The organism is Janthinobacterium sp. P210005 (assembly GCF_036231865.1).
Classification (GTDB): Bacteria; Pseudomonadota; Gammaproteobacteria; order Burkholderiales; family Burkholderiaceae_D; genus Janthinobacterium; species Janthinobacterium kumbetense.
In genome coordinates this window covers 1947007-1963168 of record NZ_JAZARC010000001.1, presented here as the reverse complement: position 1 = coordinate 1963168, position 16162 = coordinate 1947007, and the positions used below count along the sequence as shown (strand labels likewise).

The window sequence follows — 16162 nt, the reverse complement described above, 5'->3', positions numbered from 1 at the left end:
ATGGCAGACAATAATATCGGACCGAAACGCCTCGTCGTCGGTGCCCATTACGGCTTGCGCGACTGGCTGGCGCAACGCGTTACCGCCATCGTCATGGTGGCCTATGTTGCCATCCTGCTTATTTCTTTCCTGACTGGCAGCAACTTCAGCTATGAAGGCTGGGCTGGTCTGTTCGCACAGCAGTGGTTTAAATTGTTCAGCCTGGTGACCTTCGTCGCCCTGTTCTACCACGCATGGGTCGGCGTACGCGACATCTGGATGGACTACGTGAAAAGCGCTGGCCTCCGTCTGACCCTGCAAATTGCCACCATGCTGTGGTTGATCGCTTGTGCCGGCTGGACGGTACAGATACTCTGGAGTGTGTAATCGTGGCAGCATATAAATCTGCAATCCCTACCCGCCGCTTTGATGCGGTAATCGTTGGCGCCGGCGGTTCCGGCATGCGCGCGTCGTTGCAACTGGCTGAAGCCGGTCTGAACGTCGCAGTTCTGTCGAAAGTTTTCCCGACCCGCTCGCACACCGTTGCGGCGCAGGGCGGTATCGGCGCGTCGCTCGGCAACATGGCCGAAGACAACTGGTTCTGGCACATGTTCGACACCGTCAAGGGTGGCGACTATCTGGGCGACCAGGATGCCATCGAATTCATGTGCCGCGAAGCACCGAAAGTCGTGTACGAGCTGGAACACTTCGGCATGCCATTCGACCGCAACCCTGACGGCACCATCTACCAGCGTCCATTCGGCGGCCACACGGCCCACTTCGGCGAAAAGCCGGTGCAGCGCGCTTGCGCGGCAGCCGACCGTACCGGTCACGCCCTGTTGCACACCCTGTACCAGCGCAACGTGCGCGCCCGTACGCACTTCTTCGTCGAATGGATGGCGCTCGACCTGATCCGTGACGCCGAAGGCGACGTGATCGGTGTTGTCGCGCTGGAAATGGAAACCGGCGAATGCATGATCCTGGAAGCAAAAACGACGGTCATGGCAACGGGCGGCGCAGGCCGCATCTTCGCCGCGTCGACCAACGCCTTCATTAACACTGGCGACGGCATGGGCATGGCGGCACGCGCCGGCCTGCCGCTGCAAGACATGGAATTCTGGCAGTTCCACCCGACCGGCGTGGCCGGCGCGGGCGTATTGATCACCGAAGGCGTGCGCGGCGAAGGCGGCATCCTGATCAATAGTGAAGGCGAACGCTTCATGGAGCGTTATGCGCCGACCCTGAAGGATCTGGCGCCGCGCGACTTCGTCTCGCGTTCGATGGATCAGGAAATCAAGGAAGGCCGCGGCTGCGGTCCGAACAAGGACCACGTGATGCTGGACCTGCGCCATATCGGCGCCGACACCATCGCCAAGCGCCTGCCGTCGATCCTGGAAATCGGCCACAAGTTCGCCAACGTCGACGCCACCAAGGAGCCGATTCCTGTCGTGCCGACGATTCACTACCAGATGGGCGGCATCCCGACGAACATCCACGGCCAGGTCGTCACCCCGACCGGCCCGGATAATTCGGCCAAGGTTGTCAACGGCCTGTACGCGATCGGCGAATGTGCCTGCGTCTCCGTGCACGGCGCCAACCGCCTGGGCACGAACTCGCTGCTCGACCTGGTGGTCTTCGGCCGCGCGGCCGGCAACCACATCGTCAACAGCGGTCTGAAAGCCAAGGAAAACAAGCCTTTGCCAGCCGATGCAGCCGATTTTGCCATGGGCCGCCTGGCGCGCCTGGAAAACTCGACCGGCACAGAAACCGTGCAGGGCGTGGCGAACGACATCCGCGCAACGATGCAGAAGTACTGTGGCGTGTTCCGTACCGACGAGATGCTGAACAAGGGCGTCGAAGAAATCATGAAGCTCGACGAGCGCCGCAAGCACGTCTCCTTCAAGGATAAATCGATGGTCTTCAACACGGCCCGCGTGGAAGCGCTGGAGCTGGACAACCTGATCGAAACGGCGAAAGCGACCATCGTTTCGGCAGCTGCCCGCAAGGAATCGCGCGGCGCCCACGCCCAGGACGACCATCCGCAACGTGACGACGACAACTGGATGAAGCACACTCTGTGGTATTCGGAAGGCAACCGACTGGAATACAAGCCAGTCGTGACCAAGCCGCTGACGGTTGATACCTTCAAACCGAAACCACGTACTTTCTAAGGCTATACCATGGCACGCACTCTCAAATTCAAAATCTACCGCTACGATCCTGACCAGGATGCCAAGCCGTACATGCAAGACCTGACGGTCGAACTGAAAGACACCGACAAGATGCTGCTCGACGCACTGCAGCGCATCAAGGCGGACGTCGATGACTCGCTGGCCCTGCGCCGCTCGTGCCGCGAAGGCGTGTGCGGTTCGGACGCGATGAACATCAACGGCAAGAACGGCCTGGCATGCACGACCAACCTGAACGAACTGTCGGAGCCTATCGTGCTGCGTCCGTTGCCAGGTCTGCCAGTCATCCGCGACCTGATCGTCGACATGACGCAATTTTTCAAGCAGTACGATTCGATCAAGCCTTTCCTGATCAACGATTCGATCCCGCCTGAAAAAGAGCGCCTGCAGTCGCCGGAACAGCGCGAAGAGCTCGATGGCCTGTACGAGTGCATCCTGTGCGCATGCTGCTCCACGTCGTGCCCGTCGTTCTGGTGGAATCCGGACAAATTCGTCGGCCCGGCCGGCCTGCTGCAAGCCTACCGCTTCATCGCCGACTCGCGCGACGAAGCCACCGGCGCGCGTCTGGACAACCTGGAAGACCCGTACCGCCTGTTCCGCTGCCATTCGATCATGAACTGCGTCGACGTCTGCCCGAAAGGGTTGAACCCGAACAAGGCGATCGGCAAGATCAAGGAATTGATGGTCCGCCGCGCGATCTGATCCTCCTGATCGCGTCCGCCGGGCGCCGTTTGCGGGAAGAGGGTATCCTCTCTTGCCTGCAGGCGGCGCCTGCAAAGCAGCACCGTGCCGCAAGGCACACGTAAAGTGGTAAACCAAATGACAGAATCAATTTTGTCCTCGCATCAGGCCGACCCGGCCAACCGCGCCCGCCTGCGCTGGCGTTCACGCCGTGGCCTGCTGGAAAACGACATTATCCTGACCCGTTTTCTCGATGCGTATGAAACCGAATTGACCGATGAAGAAGTTGACGCGCTGACGCGTTTGCTGGATTTATCGGACAATGCGTTAATGGATCTGGTACTGGCCCGTAAAGAGCCGGAAGGCGAAGTCGATCTGCCGCATGTGCGCGCACTGCTGCAACGACTGCGCATTGCCTAGACGCCTGGGCGATATATTGCAAACGGTGCGAGTGGCGCGCTGTAGCACTGCCGAATTGCGGTGCGAATTGCAGCCAGAATTTTTGATTTTAATTTCGACTCACTCCCGAGAAGGAAGAGCCCATGAATATCTCTGACACAAAAGCTACCCTGTCGTTCTCCGATGGCAGCCCATCGCTTGAATTTCCAATCTACAAAGGCACGGTTGGCCCGGACGTCATCGACATCCGCAAACTGTACGCCGGTAGCGGCAAGTTCACCTACGACCCAGGCTTTATGTCGACGGCCGCCTGCAACTCGTCGATCACCTACATCGACGGCGACAAGGGCGAGCTGCTGTACCGCGGTTACCCGATCGAACAGTTGGCCGTCAACGCCGACTTCATGGAATCGTGCTACCTGCTGCTGAACGGCGAATTGCCGAACGCGGCGCAAAAAGCCAAGTTCGTCGACACCGTCACCAAGCACACGATGGTGCACGAACAGATGCAATTCTTCTTCCGTGGCTTCCGCCGCGACGCGCATCCGATGTCGGTCCTGGTGGGCACCGTCGGCGCGCTGGCATCGTTCTACCATGACTCGCTGGACATCAACGACCCGCGTCACCGCGAAGTGTCGGCCATCCGCCTGATCGCCAAGATGCCTACCCTGGTCGCCATGACCTACAAGTACTCGGTCGGCCAGCCGTTCGTGTACCCGCGCAACGACCTGTCGTACAGCGCCAACTTCATGCACATGATGTTCGCCAACCCGTGCGAAGAGTACAAGGTCAACGACGTGCTGGTGCGCGCCCTGGACCGCATCCTGATCCTGCACGCGGACCACGAGCAAAATGCATCGACTTCGACCGTCCGTCTGGCTGGTTCGTCGGGCGCCAACCCGTTCGCCTGTATCGCTGCCGGTATCGCCTGCCTGTGGGGCCCTGCCCACGGCGGCGCCAACGAAGCGGCACTCAACATGCTGAAGGAAATCGGCACCGTCGAGAACATCCCTGCCTTCATCGCGCAAGTCAAGGACAAGAACTCCGGCGTCAAGCTGATGGGCTTTGGCCACCGCGTGTACAAGAACTTCGATCCACGCGCCAAGCTGATGCGTGAAACCTGCTACGAAGTGCTGCAAGAGCTGGGTCTGCAGGACGACCCGCTGTTCAAGCTGGCGATGGAACTGGAAAAGATTGCACTGAACGACGAATACTTCGTTTCGCGCAAACTGTACCCGAACGTCGACTTCTACTCGGGCATCGTGCAATCGGCGCTGGGCATCCCGGTATCGCTGTTCACCGGTATCTTCGCCATGGCCCGTACGATCGGCTGGATCGCCCAGTGGAACGAAATGATCGCCGACCCGGAACAGAAAATCGGCCGTCCGCGCCAGCTGTTCGTCGGTTCGACCACGCGCGAAGTGCTGCCACTGGACAAGCGCGCTTAAGTTACCGCGTATTGTTCTTGCCGGGCCTTGCGCCCCGGCGCACAAAAGCGAGCCTCGCGGCTCGCTTTTTTTATGCCTGTCCGCACCGCCGGCCGCAAGCCGGGCTGGTATGCTCAGGCCTGGCTTCAACAGAAAACATAACGCGATGAATGACGAAACATGCGCCCCCAGCGGCGTGACCCTGGGCGATACGGCATTTGGCTATACCTTGTCGCTGATCGGCGGCAAGTACAAGATGCTGATCCTGTACGCGCTCGCGGAAAACACGGTGCTGCGGCATAACGAACTCAAGCGGCACCTCGGCGGCATTGCCTTCAAGACCCTCAGCGTGGTCCTGAAGGAGCTCGAAGCCGATGCGCTGATCGTGCGCAAGGAATATCCGCAAGTGCCGCCCAAGGTGGAATATTCCCTCTCAAGCAAGGGTGCCTCGCTGATCCCCGTGCTGCATACCTTGTGCGAATGGGGTGAACGGCACCAGCCTGCCTGATCCGGATATGCCTGGCAAAGGGGATTTCTGCAGTCAAGTAACTTACTTTTTATACTGTATGGGTAGTCAATGTACGTACTTGTGAAAAGTACTCGCTATGGTTATGCTGTTTTTGCCCTTGCGGGCGCGCGGCCATGTGCTGCGCGCCTTGGGGCAGGGTACCGGCTTGCCTGCTTTTCTGTGCATGCGCGTTCGGTGCATCCATCCCATATTCAGGAAAGCAGCATGAAGAAAACCCTCGTTATCGTCTTCCATCCCTCGATCGATACATCGGTCGCCAACAAGCGCTGGCTGCAGGAGCTGGCGCAGCATCCCGAGCGCTACACCCTCCACGACGTGCAGCAGGCTTATCCGGATGGAAATATCGATGTGGCGCGCGAGCAGGCGCTGGTGGAGGCGCACGCGAATGTGGTCTTGCAGTTCCCCGTGTACTGGTTCAACTGTCCGCCCTTGCTGAAGCGCTGGCTCGATGAGGTGCTGGCGTTTGGCTGGGCCTACGGCACGGGCGGCGATGCCTTCAGGGGCAGAAAAGTGGCGCTGGCCGTCACGGCAGGCATCCGCCAGGAAGACTTCACGCCGGAAGGCAAGTGGAAGGTCACCCTGGCGCAGCTGCTGGCGCCGTTCGATGTCACCCTGGCGTATATCGGCGCCGACAACCGTCGCTTCTTTGCCTTCTATGGTGCGGAAGACGGGCCGAAGGAAGCGGGTTATGCCGGGCGGCTGGCGCGCAGCGCGCAAGAGTATGAACGCTTCCTGGCCGCCTTGTAAGAACGCTGGTCCAGCCTCAGTTCAAGGCCGCTTCCAGCTGATGCAGGGCGACCTGCAGGCCCTCCAGCTGCAGGCTGTCGCCCTCATAGGGTTGCGGCAGGACGATGCGGTGCGGCGCATTGTGCTTGAGGATGCCGCCCCAGTGGGCGACCCTGGCGCCGGCCTGGCGGCGTATCGCCTCGACCGTGGCGCCGCTGGCGAGGATATGGGCTTGCGGAAAGGCTTGCTGCAGCACGCCCAGGCCGAAATAGGCTTGCGGTTCGGCCGCGCTGATATAGATGGTGGTCAGGCGCTTGCCGCTGGCGGCGATGGTGTGCGCTAACTGCGCCGCATCGTCGCGCAGGAACTGGGTATTGACGAGGATCGCATCCGCCACGCCGCTCAGCAGCAGCGAGGTGGACGGTGCGCGGCCCAGCACGTCCAACTGGAAGGTCTCCAGCGTGCGGGAGGGGTGAAAGGGGAGGGCGGCGCGTGCAAGCATATTATTCTTTCAACATTAGATACTCTCTCGCATATTATCCTTTCGACCAGGCACGGGAAATAGGGTAGATTGCAATACTTAGTTGCATGAATCGGATGAATCAAGGGAGTACCCGCATGGACCGCATCACCGCCGCACAAGTATTCGTCGCCATCGCCGAGCGTGGCAGCATGGTGGCCGCCAGCGACGCGCTCGATATGTCGCGCGCCATGGTGACGCGCTACCTGGCCGAGATGGAGCAGTGGGCGGGGGCGCGCCTGCTGCATCGCACCACGCGCCGTTTGAGCCTGACGGATGCGGGCGAGGCCACCCTGGCGCGCTGCCAGCAGATGCTGGAAGTGGCCGGCGCCATGGCCGTCACCTCGCCCGAGGGCTTCGACACGCCACACGGCTTGCTGCGCATCACCTGCTCGCAATCGCTGGCGCAGACGGCGCTGGCCGGCGCGGTGACCGCTTACCTGCGGCGCTACCCGCGCGCTGCCGTCGACCTGCAGATGGAGAACCGCGCCGTCAATCTGGTGGAGCAGCGCATCGACCTGGCGATCCGCATCACGAACGCGCTCGAGCCGAACCTGATCGCGCGCCAGCTGGCCAGCTGCGCTTCGGTGGTGTGCGCCGCACCATCGTACCTGGCGGCGCACGGCACGCCGCGCAGGGCGGAAGACCTGGCCCTGCACAACTGCCTGACGTACACGTATTTCGGCAAGAGCCTGTGGCAGTTCACGCACGACGGGGAAGCGCTCACTGTCCCCGTCAGCGGCCGCCTGTCGGCGAATGAGTCGCTGGTCCTGCTGGTGGCCACGGTGGCGGGGGCGGGCATCGCCATGCAGCCGCGCTATTCGGCCGCGCCGCTGATCGCCAGCGGGCAGCTGGTGGAGCTTCTGCCCGCGTATCAGCCGCAGGACATGGGCATCTACGGCATCTACACCTCGCGACAGCACATGTCGCCCCTACTGCGCACCATGCTCGACTTCCTGGTGGAGTGGTTTGCCGGCGATCCCGATTGGCTGGCGGCCATCGCGGCCGCGCCTTTGCCGGGCAGACCAGTTGGACGCAAGCGGCACGCCGGCAGGGCTGCCGATGTGCTGTAAGCGCAACAGTGACAGGCTTGCAAGCCCGGGAAAATCAACAACACAGCTTACATTTGCTTGCCAAATAAAATTCAACTAGCGGTTGTTGCGTTACAATACCGCGTGCTATTCTAAATGACGGTATGCAGAATGCTGGTGCAATAAAAAAGCCCTTCCCCACAACTTGATGTGCAATCCGCTAACCGGTCAGGCCGTGTCGCGGAAGGTTAGATTAACCCGCTAATTCCTCGCGAAGCGCGAAGAAAGGTGAGCAATATATGCAGCAATTAACGACCAACTCCTACCTGTTCGGTGGGAATGCTCCGTACGTGGAAGACCTGTACGAGGCGTATCTGAACAACCCAGGCTCGGTACCCGATAACTGGCGTTCCTACTTCGACGCAATGCAGCACGTGCCTGCCGTCGATGGCACCAACAAGCCTGACGTGGCGCATGCCTCCGTCGTCGCCTCGTTCGCCGAGCGCGCAAAAGCTGGTCCGATCCGCACCGTGACCGCTTCCTTCGATGCTGAAATGGGCCGCAAGCGCGTCGCCGCCACGCAGCTGATCGCCGCTTACCGCTACCTTGGTTCGCACTGGGCCAACCTGGATCCTCTGCAACGCCAGGAACGTCCGATGATCCCTGAGCTCGAGCCGAGCTTCTACGGTTTCACCGATGCGGACATGGACACCGTGTTCAACATCAGCAATACCTATTTTGGCCCCGAGACCGCCACCCTGCGCGATCTGCTGAACTATCTGCGCGATACCTACACGCGTTCGATCGGCGCCGAATTCATGTACATCTCCGACCCGGCCGAAAAGCGCTGGCTGCAAGAGAAACTGGAAGCGATCCGCTCCACCCCGAATTTCACCCCAGAGAAAAAAATCCACATCCTCGACCGCCTGACCGCGGCTGAAGGCCTGGAACGCTATCTGCACACCCGCTACGTGGGCCAGAAGCGCTTCTCCCTGGAGGGCGGCGAAACCTTCATCGCCTCGATGGATGAAACCATCCAGCGCGCCGGCGAAAAAGGCGTGCAGGAAATCGTTATCGGCATGGCCCACCGCGGCCGCCTGAACGTGCTGGTGAACACCCTGGGCAAGGCGCCGCAGGAACTGTTCGAAGAATTCGAAGGCAAGCATGGCGACGACCTGCCTGCCGGCGACGTGAAATACCATCAAGGCTTCTCGTCGGACATCTCCACCGCAGGCGGCCCGGTCCACCTGTCGCTGGCGTTCAACCCGTCGCACCTGGAAATCGTCAACCCTGTGGTCGAAGGTTCCGTCAAGGCCCGCATGGATCGCCGCGGCGACGCGCAAGGCGCCCAAGTGCTGCCTATCCTGGTGCACGGCGATGCCGCATTCGCCGGCCAGGGCGTGGTCATGGAAACGCTGAATCTGGCGCAAACCCGTGGCTACCATACCGGCGGCACGGTGCATATCGTGATCAACAACCAGATCGGTTTCACCACCTCGGATCCGCGCGATGCCCGCTCGACCCTGTACTGCTCGGACGTCGTCAAGATGATCGAAGCACCGGTCCTGCACATCAACGCCGATGATCCGGAAGCCGTGGTGCTGGCGACGCAGATCGCGCTCGACTACCGCATGGAATTCAAGAAGGACATCGTCCTCGACATCATCTGCTACCGCAAGCTTGGCCACAACGAGCAAGATACGCCGGCACTGACGCAGCCACTGATGTACAAGAAGATCGGCCAGCATCCAGGCACCCGCAAGCTGTACGCGGACAAGCTGGTAGCGCAAGGCGTGATTCCTGCCGATGGTGGCGACAAGATGGTGGCCGCTTTCCGCGACGCCATGGACGCCGGCAAGCACACCGTCGATCCGGTCATCTCGAATTTCAAGAACAAGTACGCCGTCGACTGGCTGCCGTTCCTGAACAAGAAATGGACCGATTCGGCCGACACCGCCGTTCCGATGACGGAACTGAAACGCCTGGCCACCCGCATCACCACCGTGCCGGAAGACTTCAAGGTCCACTCGCTGGTTGAAAAAGTACTGGGCGACCGCGGTACCATGGGCCGTGGCGAAATGAACCTGGACTGGGGCATGGGCGAACACCTGGCCTACGCATCGCTGGTATCATCCGGCTACGCCATCCGCCTGACGGGCCAGGATGCCGGCCGCGGCACCTTCGTGCACCGCCACGCCGTGCTGCATGACCAGAACCGCGAGCGTTGGGATGCAGGTACCTACATTCCGCTGCAAAACGTGTCGGACAACCAGGCGCCGTTCACCGTCATCGACTCGGTGCTGTCCGAAGAAGCCGTACTGGCCTTCGAATACGGCTACTCGACCGCCGAACCGAACACGCTGACGATCTGGGAAGCCCAGTTCGGCGACTTCGCCAACGGCGCGCAAGTGGTCATCGACCAATTCATCAGCTCCGGCGAAGTGAAGTGGGGCCGCGCTTCGGGCCTGGTCATGATGCTGCCGCACGGTTACGAAGGCCAGGGTCCCGAGCACTCGTCCGCGCGTCCGGAGCGCTTCCTGCAGCTGTGCGCAGACAACAACATGCAAGTGGTGCAGCCGACGACGGCTTCGCAGATCTTCCATTTGCTGCGCCGCCAGATGGTGCGCCAGTTCCGCAAGCCGCTGGTCATCCTGACGCCGAAGTCGCTGTTGCGCAACAAGGATGCCGGTTCGCCGCTGACCGACCTGGCCAAGGGCGGTTTCCAGACCGTCATCGGCGAAGTCGACGACAAAATCGACGCCAAGAAAGTCAAGCGCGTGGTCGCCTGCTCGGGCAAGGTCTACTACGACCTGGTCAACGCACGCAAGACCCGCGGCCAGACCGACACGGCCATCGTGCGCCTGGAACAGCTGTATCCGTTCCCGCACAAGTCGTTCGCTGCTGAACTGAAGAAGTTCCCGAACCTGGTCGAAGTCGTCTGGGCGCAGGACGAGCCGCAAAACCAGGGCGCCTGGTTCCAGATCCAGCACAACATCTTCGAAGGCCTGGAATCGGGTCAGCGTCTGGCTTACGCCGGCCGTCCTGCTTCGGCGTCGCCTGCTGTCGGTTACTATGACAAGCACTACGCCCAGCAAAAAGATCTGCTGGAAACGGCATTCTCGAAGCTGAAGGGTTTTATCCTGACCAAGTAAGTGGCAGGATGACGGGTGCCGTGCGTATGCATGGCGCCTGTTCGCATACATCGTGACGGAGCGCCGCCCTTGCTACGCAGGGGCGGCGCCGCAATAACAAAATAAACGGAGTTTTACATGGCACAAATCGAAGTCAAAGTTCCCCAGTTGTCGGAATCGGTTGCAGAAGCGACCCTGCTGGCATGGCACAAGAAAGTCGGCGAAGCAGTTGCGCGCGACGAAAACATGATCGATATCGAAACCGATAAAGTGGTGCTGGAACTGCCGGCGCCAGCCGCTGGCGTGATCGTTCAAATTATCAAGGCTGACGGCGCTACCGTCGTCGCCGGCGAAGTCATCGCCATCATCGACACCGACGGCTCGGCCAAGGTCAGCCCGATGGAAGTGTCGGCCGTGCCTGCACCAGCCCTGGCTGCTGCCGCACAAGACACCGCTACCGCGTCCGCGCCAGCCGCTGCGACCAAAGGCGATGTCGCCATGCCTGCCGCCGCCAAGATCCTGTCCGAAAAAGGCCTGTCCGCTGGCGACGTCGCCGGTTCGGGCAAGGATGGCCGCGTGACCAAGGGCGACGCCCTGGCCGCTTCCGCCAAGCCAGCTGTCGCGCCACTGGCGCCAGCCGCTGCCAAGCCAGCGCTGCAACAAGTTGCCACGCCGTCGGCCGCCAGCCTGGGCGACCGCCCTGAAGAGCGCGTGCCGATGAGCCGCCTGCGCGCACGTATCGCCGAGCGCCTGCTGCAATCGCAATCGACGAACGCCATCCTGACCACGTTCAATGAAGTGAACATGCAGCCGGTCATCGACCTGCGCAACAAGTACAAGGACAAGTTCGAGAAAGAGCACGGCGTCAAGCTGGGCTTCATGTCCTTCTTCGTCAAGGCCGCCGTCGCCGCGCTGAAAAAGTACCCGATCATCAATGCCTCCGTTGACGGCAACGACATCGTCTACCACGGCTACTTCGACATCGGCATCGCTGTCGGTTCGCCACGCGGCCTGGTCGTGCCTATCATCCGCAACGCGGACCAGCTGTCGATCGCCGACATCGAGAAAAAAATCGGTGAATTCGGCGCGAAAGCCAAGGAAGGCAAGCTGACCCTGGACGACCTGACGGGCGGCACGTTCTCGATCTCGAACGGCGGCACCTTCGGCTCCATGCTGTCGACCCCGATCATCAACCCGCCGCAATCGGCCATCCTGGGCGTGCATGCGACCAAGGACCGCGCAGTTGTCGAAAACGGCCAGATCGTGGTGCGTCCGATGAACTACCTGGCCATGTCCTACGACCACCGCATCATCGACGGCCGCGAAGCCGTCCTGGGCCTGGTGGCGATGAAAGAAGCGCTGGAAGATCCTGCACGCCTGCTGCTGGACCTGTAAGCACTGTAGTCCCCCGGCGTAGCCGCCGGGGCAATGTAGCTGATACCCCTTGCCAGAAGACGCAGCTGGCTGATCTCAATGAAAGAGGATTCCCATGAACGTCTCTGAAGAAATCAAGCGTCTGCACGAGTTGCACCTGGCAGGTGCCCTGAGCGACGCGGAATTCGCGCAAGCGAAAGCCAAGCTCCTGAGCAATATCAACCTGGACAAGCCGGACAACGCGTCCGGCGCCGCTTCCGGCCCCGCGAACGACCTGGTGCAGGAATTCAACCGCCTGCGCCGGTCGCGCAACGACCGCTGGCTCGGCGGCGTGTGCGGCGGCCTGGGTCGCGCTTCCGGCATGGAAGCGTGGATCTGGCGCCTCGTCTTCGTCCTGTTTACATTGACCTTCGGCTTCGGCGTGGTGATTTACCTTCTATTGTGGATTTTCGTACCAGACGAAGAGATTGGAATAACAAAACATGAGTACTAAACAATTTGACGTAGTTGTCATCGGTGCGGGCCCTGGCGGCTACATCGCCGCCATCCGCGCAGCGCAGCTGGGCTTTTCCGTCGCTTGCGTCGACGAGTGGTCGAACGCCAAGGGCGGCGCCGCTCCAGGCGGTACCTGCACCAACGTCGGCTGCATCCCGTCGAAAGCGCTGCTGCAATCGTCCGAGCATTTCGAACACGCGGGCCACAGCTTCGCCGAGCACGGCATCGACGTCGCCGGCCTGAAGCTGAACCTGGGCCAGATGCTCAAGCGCAAAGACACCGTCGTCAAGCAAAACAACGACGGCATCCTGTACCTGTTCAAGAAGAACAAGATCGCCTTCTTCCACGGCCGCGCCGCGTTCGCTGCCGCTGCCGCTGGCACGTATGACATTAGCGTGACGGGCGAAGCCAACGAAACCCTGACGGCCAAGCACGTGGTCATCGCCACGGGTTCGAACGCGCGCGAACTGCCGGGCGCACCTTTCGACGAGAAATTGATCTTGTCGAACACGGGCGCACTGGCCATCGACGCCGTACCAGCCAAGCTGGGCGTCATCGGTGCCGGCGTGATCGGCCTGGAAATGGGCAGCGTCTGGCGCCGCCTGGGTTCCGACGTCACCGTGCTGGAAGGCCTGCCGGTCTTCCTGGGCGCTGTCGACGAGCAGATCGCCAAGGAAGCGTCGAAGCTGTTCACCAAGCAAGGCTTGAAGATCAACCTCGGTTGCAAGATCGGTGCGATCACGCCAGGCAAGAAAGACGTCACCGTGGAATTCGTGGACGCCAAGGGCGAAGCGCAAAAAGCCGTGTTCGACAAACTGATCATCTCGATCGGCCGTACGCCGAACACGAATGGCCTGGGTGCCGACAAGGTCGGCCTGCAGCTGGACGAACGCGGCTTCATCGCCGTTGACGGCGACTGCAAGACCAACCTGCCGAACGTGTGGGCAGTGGGCGACGTCGTGCGCGGCCCGATGCTGGCGCACAAGGCGGAAGAAGAAGGCGTTGCCGTGGCCGAGCGTATCGCCGGCCAGCACGGTCACACCAACTTCAACACGATTCCCTGGGTGATCTACACTTCGCCGGAAATCGCGTGGGTCGGCAAGACCGAGCAAACCCTGAAGGCCGAAGGCATCGCCTACAAGGCCGGTACCTTCCCGTTCATGGCCAACGGCCGTGCGCGCGCGCTGGGCGACACCTCGGGCATGGTGAAATTCCTGGCCGATGCGACGACCGATGAAATCCTCGGCGTACACATCGTCGGCCCGATGGCCTCCGAATTGATTTCCGAAGCCGTCGTGGCGATGGAATTCAAGGCTTCGGCCGAAGACATCGCGCGCATTTGCCACGCTCACCCATCCCTGTCGGAAGCGACCAAGGAAGCGGCACTGGCGGTTGACAAGCGCACGTTGAACTTTTAATTGTAGTTAGTCCTACGGGGGCGCTCGCGGATTTTTTCCGCCGGCGCCCCTGTGCGTTAAAGCGAATCCCATGAACGTAGAAGAGTTTTACCAGCACGCGCTGCAGAAGCGTGATTTCAAGGCCGATGCCGCCCAGCGGCGCGCGGTCGACCGCCTGCAGCTGTGCTATGACGAGTGGGTGGCCTACAAGGGCCAGCGCTCGAGCACCTTCAAGCGCCTGCTGAACCGTCCTGCCGTGCCGAAAGGCGTGTACATGTGGGGTGGGGTGGGGCGCGGCAAATCGTTCCTGATGGACAGTTTTTACTCGGTCGTGCCCCTGGTGCGCAAGACGCGCCTGCACTTCCACGAATTCATGCGCGGCGTGCATCAGCAGCTCGATGAATTGAAAGGCGTGGCCGACCCGCTCGACGAGGTGGCCAAGCGCATCGCCAAGAAATACCGTTTGATCTGTTTCGATGAATTCCACGTCTCCGACATCGCCGACGCGATGATCCTGTACAACCTGCTGTCGGCCTTGTTCGCCAACGGCGTGTCCTTCATCATGACCTCGAATTACGACCCGGACCTGCTGTATCCGGACGGCCTGCACCGCGACCGCATGCTGCCGACCATCGCGCTGCTGAAAGACAAGCTCGACGTGATGAACGTCGACGCGGGCGTCGATTACCGCGGCCGCGCGCTGGAACAGGTGGAAAGTTACTACACCCCGCTGGGCGCCGAGACCGACAAGGCTCTGCGCGACGCTTACACGCGCATCGCCGAGACGGCCGACGAAGACGCGCGCATCCGCATCGAGAGCCGCGAAATCCATTGCCTGCGCCGCGCCGGCGGCATCATCTGGTTCGATTTCGCCACCCTGTGCGGCGGTCCCCGCTCGCAAAATGATTACCTGGAAATCGCCAGCCGCTTCCATACGGTGATATTGTCCGGCATACCGGCCATGTCGGCGGCGCAGTCGTCCGAAGCGCGCCGCTTTACCTGGCTGATCGACGTGTTTTATGACCAGAAGGTCAAGCTGATCATGTCGGCCGAAGTGGCGCCTGATGAGCTGTACACGAACGGCATGCTGGCCAACGAGTTTCACCGCACCGTTTCGCGTATCATCGAGATGCAATCGCGCGAATACATGGAAAAAGAACAGCGCGGCGCGGCCGACGCGATCGTTTGAGGCAGGGATAAGGAACATGATGGCAAATACACTATACAAGCTGGGTGCGGCGCTGGGCCTGGTCCTGGCGTTGTCCGCCTGCGCGCACCAGGGTGCCGCGGCGTTGGATGAGGTCGGCGCGCCGCAGGTGCCCGCCACCTTGTCGGTGGACGAGGCGGACGCCAAGCTGAAGCTGGTCGCCAGCGAGCGCGCGGCGGCGGAAAACGAGTTTGCCACGCGCGAACTGGAGTGCTACGACAAGTTTTTCGTGAATAACTGCCTGGACAAGGCCAAGGAAAAGCGCCGCCTGATCCTCGTGCGCCTGCGCGCCGTCGAAGCGGAAGCGAATTACTTCAAGCGCGCCGAGTCCGTGCGTTTGCGCGATATCGACCTGGCCCGGACGCAGGAAAGTGCGCGCCTGGACGCCGAACAGCGTGCCGCGGCCTTGCCCAAGCCCGTGAAAGTGGTCGCGCCCGAGCCGGCGCCGCCCAAGCCGGAAGGCAAGAGCGTGGCCGAGCGCGAGGCTGAGCACGCGGCGAAGGTGGCGAAACAGGCCGCCGCCGACGCTGCCGAGGCCCCGCGCCGCGCCGCCCGCGAAGCAGCCTATTCGAAAAAACAGTCTGACGCCGTGGCGCGCCAGAAACGGGTGGCGCAACGCCTGGCCGAGCGTCAGGCCGAGGCGCAGGCTAAGGCTGCCAAGGCGGCGGCCGCCGCTGCCAGCACGCCGGCCGTTGCTGTACCTGTGCCTGTGCCGCCGGCCAAATAACGCTGCCGCGCAGGGGGCAGGCCGGAAAGGGCGTGCCCTAAGCTGCGCGGCAGGTTAAACTACGCCCACTGGCTGCCTGCGTACGCTGCGCGCGCCGGTTTCCCAACACCGTTACCAACACTGCCTGGAACGCAACACATGAGCGATGCACAGCAAATAGAGCGGCGCCTGATTGAACTCAACGTGGAACACCGCGACCTCGATGCCGTCATCGAGTTGCTGATACTCGATGGCCACCATGACGAGCTGCAACTGCGCCGCCTGAAAAAACGCAAATTGCAATTGAAGGATCACATCACCTTGCTGAAAATGCAGTTGGTGCCCGACGTTCCCGCCTGAGGGGCGCCAGC

At 61.5% G+C, this 16162-nt stretch carries 16 protein-coding genes; 15 read left to right on the top strand and 1 reads right to left on the bottom strand.

Annotation, left to right across the window (positions count from 1 at the left end; genetic code table 11):
• From sdhD to VPH40_RS08695, 7 genes are all read left to right on the top strand, one after another.
• Complete coding sequence (sdhD, locus tag VPH40_RS08725; RefSeq protein ID WP_034752078.1) at positions 1–366, top strand: succinate dehydrogenase, hydrophobic membrane anchor protein; 366 nt, start codon at positions 1–3, stop codon at positions 364–366.
• 2 nt (positions 367–368) lie between these two features.
• Entirely contained in the window at positions 369–2150 is a 1782-nt protein-coding gene (gene sdhA, locus VPH40_RS08720) for a succinate dehydrogenase flavoprotein subunit (protein ID WP_099667069.1), read from the top strand.
• Between the two features lie 9 nt (positions 2151–2159).
• Positions 2160–2870 (top strand): succinate dehydrogenase iron-sulfur subunit, encoded by a 711-nt coding sequence (locus tag VPH40_RS08715; RefSeq protein ID WP_034752075.1) that lies wholly within the window; start codon positions 2160–2162, stop codon positions 2868–2870.
• Between the two features lie 117 nt (positions 2871–2987).
• Complete coding sequence (locus VPH40_RS08710) at positions 2988–3269, top strand: FAD assembly factor SdhE (protein ID WP_034752073.1); 282 nt, start codon at positions 2988–2990, stop codon at positions 3267–3269.
• 122 nt (positions 3270–3391) lie between these two features.
• Positions 3392–4696: a citrate synthase gene (gene gltA, locus VPH40_RS08705; RefSeq protein WP_099667070.1), complete on the top strand. Its 1305-nt coding sequence runs from the start codon at positions 3392–3394 to the stop codon at positions 4694–4696.
• Positions 4697–4841: 145 nt separating this feature from the next.
• Positions 4842–5183, top strand: coding sequence for a winged helix-turn-helix transcriptional regulator (locus VPH40_RS08700; protein ID WP_328573210.1), 342 nt, complete (start codon positions 4842–4844; stop codon positions 5181–5183).
• 225 nt (positions 5184–5408) lie between these two features.
• The gene (locus VPH40_RS08695) at positions 5409–5951 is read left to right on the top strand and encodes an NAD(P)H-dependent oxidoreductase (protein ID WP_328573209.1); all 543 of its coding nucleotides are present in this window, start codon (positions 5409–5411) and stop codon (positions 5949–5951) included.
• A gap of 16 nt (positions 5952–5967) precedes the next feature.
• Here the strand turns inward: VPH40_RS08695 and VPH40_RS08690 are convergent, their stop codons facing one another.
• The gene (locus tag VPH40_RS08690; protein WP_328573208.1) at positions 5968–6432 is read right to left on the bottom strand and encodes a hypothetical protein; all 465 of its coding nucleotides are present in this window, start codon (positions 6430–6432) and stop codon (positions 5968–5970) included.
• 116 nt (positions 6433–6548) lie between these two features.
• Here VPH40_RS08690 and VPH40_RS08685 point away from each other — a divergent pair, with 116 nt between their 5' ends.
• The 8 genes from VPH40_RS08685 (at position 6549) to VPH40_RS08650 (ending at position 16151) form a co-directional block, all read left to right on the top strand.
• Positions 6549–7523 (top strand): LysR family transcriptional regulator, encoded by a 975-nt coding sequence (locus tag VPH40_RS08685; protein WP_328573207.1) that lies wholly within the window; start codon positions 6549–6551, stop codon positions 7521–7523.
• Between the two features lie 257 nt (positions 7524–7780).
• Entirely contained in the window at positions 7781–10633 is a 2853-nt protein-coding gene (locus tag VPH40_RS08680) for a 2-oxoglutarate dehydrogenase E1 component (RefSeq protein ID WP_034789088.1), read from the top strand.
• A gap of 117 nt (positions 10634–10750) precedes the next feature.
• Positions 10751–12007: a 2-oxoglutarate dehydrogenase complex dihydrolipoyllysine-residue succinyltransferase gene (odhB, locus tag VPH40_RS08675; protein WP_328573206.1), complete on the top strand. Its 1257-nt coding sequence runs from the start codon at positions 10751–10753 to the stop codon at positions 12005–12007.
• 94 nt (positions 12008–12101) lie between these two features.
• Positions 12102–12479, top strand: coding sequence for a PspC domain-containing protein (locus VPH40_RS08670; RefSeq protein ID WP_077407361.1), 378 nt, complete (start codon positions 12102–12104; stop codon positions 12477–12479).
• Entirely contained in the window at positions 12469–13899 is a 1431-nt protein-coding gene (gene lpdA, locus VPH40_RS08665; protein WP_034752057.1) for a dihydrolipoyl dehydrogenase, read from the top strand. The genes VPH40_RS08670 and lpdA overlap by 11 nt, the downstream gene beginning before the upstream one ends.
• A gap of 70 nt (positions 13900–13969) precedes the next feature.
• A complete protein-coding gene (zapE, locus tag VPH40_RS08660; RefSeq protein WP_099667077.1) occupies positions 13970–15067 on the top strand; it encodes a cell division protein ZapE in 1098 nt (365 codons plus the stop codon).
• Positions 15068–15086: 19 nt separating this feature from the next.
• On the top strand, positions 15087–15812 hold the full coding sequence (locus VPH40_RS08655) for a hypothetical protein (RefSeq protein WP_328573205.1): 726 nt from the start codon (positions 15087–15089) through the stop codon (positions 15810–15812).
• A gap of 138 nt (positions 15813–15950) precedes the next feature.
• The gene (locus tag VPH40_RS08650) at positions 15951–16151 is read left to right on the top strand and encodes a YdcH family protein (RefSeq protein ID WP_034752051.1); all 201 of its coding nucleotides are present in this window, start codon (positions 15951–15953) and stop codon (positions 16149–16151) included.
• The last annotated feature ends 11 nt before the right edge of the window (positions 16152–16162 follow it).

Excerpts from the sequence above, each read along its gene's own strand:
- sdhD (WP_034752078.1), top strand. The coding sequence starts at position 1 with ATGGCAGACAATAATATCGGACCGAAACGCCTCGTCGTCGGTGCCCAT.
- VPH40_RS08715 (WP_034752075.1), top strand. The coding sequence starts at position 2,160 with ATGGCACGCACTCTCAAATTCAAAATCTACCGCTACGATCCTGACCAG.
- VPH40_RS08710 (WP_034752073.1), top strand. The coding sequence starts at position 2,988 with ATGACAGAATCAATTTTGTCCTCGCATCAGGCCGACCCGGCCAACCGC.
- gltA (WP_099667070.1), top strand. The coding sequence starts at position 3,392 with ATGAATATCTCTGACACAAAAGCTACCCTGTCGTTCTCCGATGGCAGC.
- VPH40_RS08700 (WP_328573210.1), top strand. The coding sequence starts at position 4,842 with ATGAATGACGAAACATGCGCCCCCAGCGGCGTGACCCTGGGCGATACG.
- VPH40_RS08695 (WP_328573209.1), top strand. The coding sequence starts at position 5,409 with ATGAAGAAAACCCTCGTTATCGTCTTCCATCCCTCGATCGATACATCG.
- VPH40_RS08690 (WP_328573208.1), bottom strand. The coding sequence starts at position 6,432 with ATGCTTGCACGCGCCGCCCTCCCCTTTCACCCCTCCCGCACGCTGGAG.
- VPH40_RS08685 (WP_328573207.1), top strand. The coding sequence starts at position 6,549 with ATGGACCGCATCACCGCCGCACAAGTATTCGTCGCCATCGCCGAGCGT.
- VPH40_RS08680 (WP_034789088.1), top strand. The coding sequence starts at position 7,781 with ATGCAGCAATTAACGACCAACTCCTACCTGTTCGGTGGGAATGCTCCG.
- odhB (WP_328573206.1), top strand. The coding sequence starts at position 10,751 with ATGGCACAAATCGAAGTCAAAGTTCCCCAGTTGTCGGAATCGGTTGCA.
- VPH40_RS08670 (WP_077407361.1), top strand. The coding sequence starts at position 12,102 with ATGAACGTCTCTGAAGAAATCAAGCGTCTGCACGAGTTGCACCTGGCA.
- lpdA (WP_034752057.1), top strand. The coding sequence starts at position 12,469 with ATGAGTACTAAACAATTTGACGTAGTTGTCATCGGTGCGGGCCCTGGC.
- zapE (WP_099667077.1), top strand. The coding sequence starts at position 13,970 with ATGAACGTAGAAGAGTTTTACCAGCACGCGCTGCAGAAGCGTGATTTC.
- VPH40_RS08655 (WP_328573205.1), top strand. The coding sequence starts at position 15,087 with ATGGCAAATACACTATACAAGCTGGGTGCGGCGCTGGGCCTGGTCCTG.
- VPH40_RS08650 (WP_034752051.1), top strand. The coding sequence starts at position 15,951 with ATGAGCGATGCACAGCAAATAGAGCGGCGCCTGATTGAACTCAACGTG.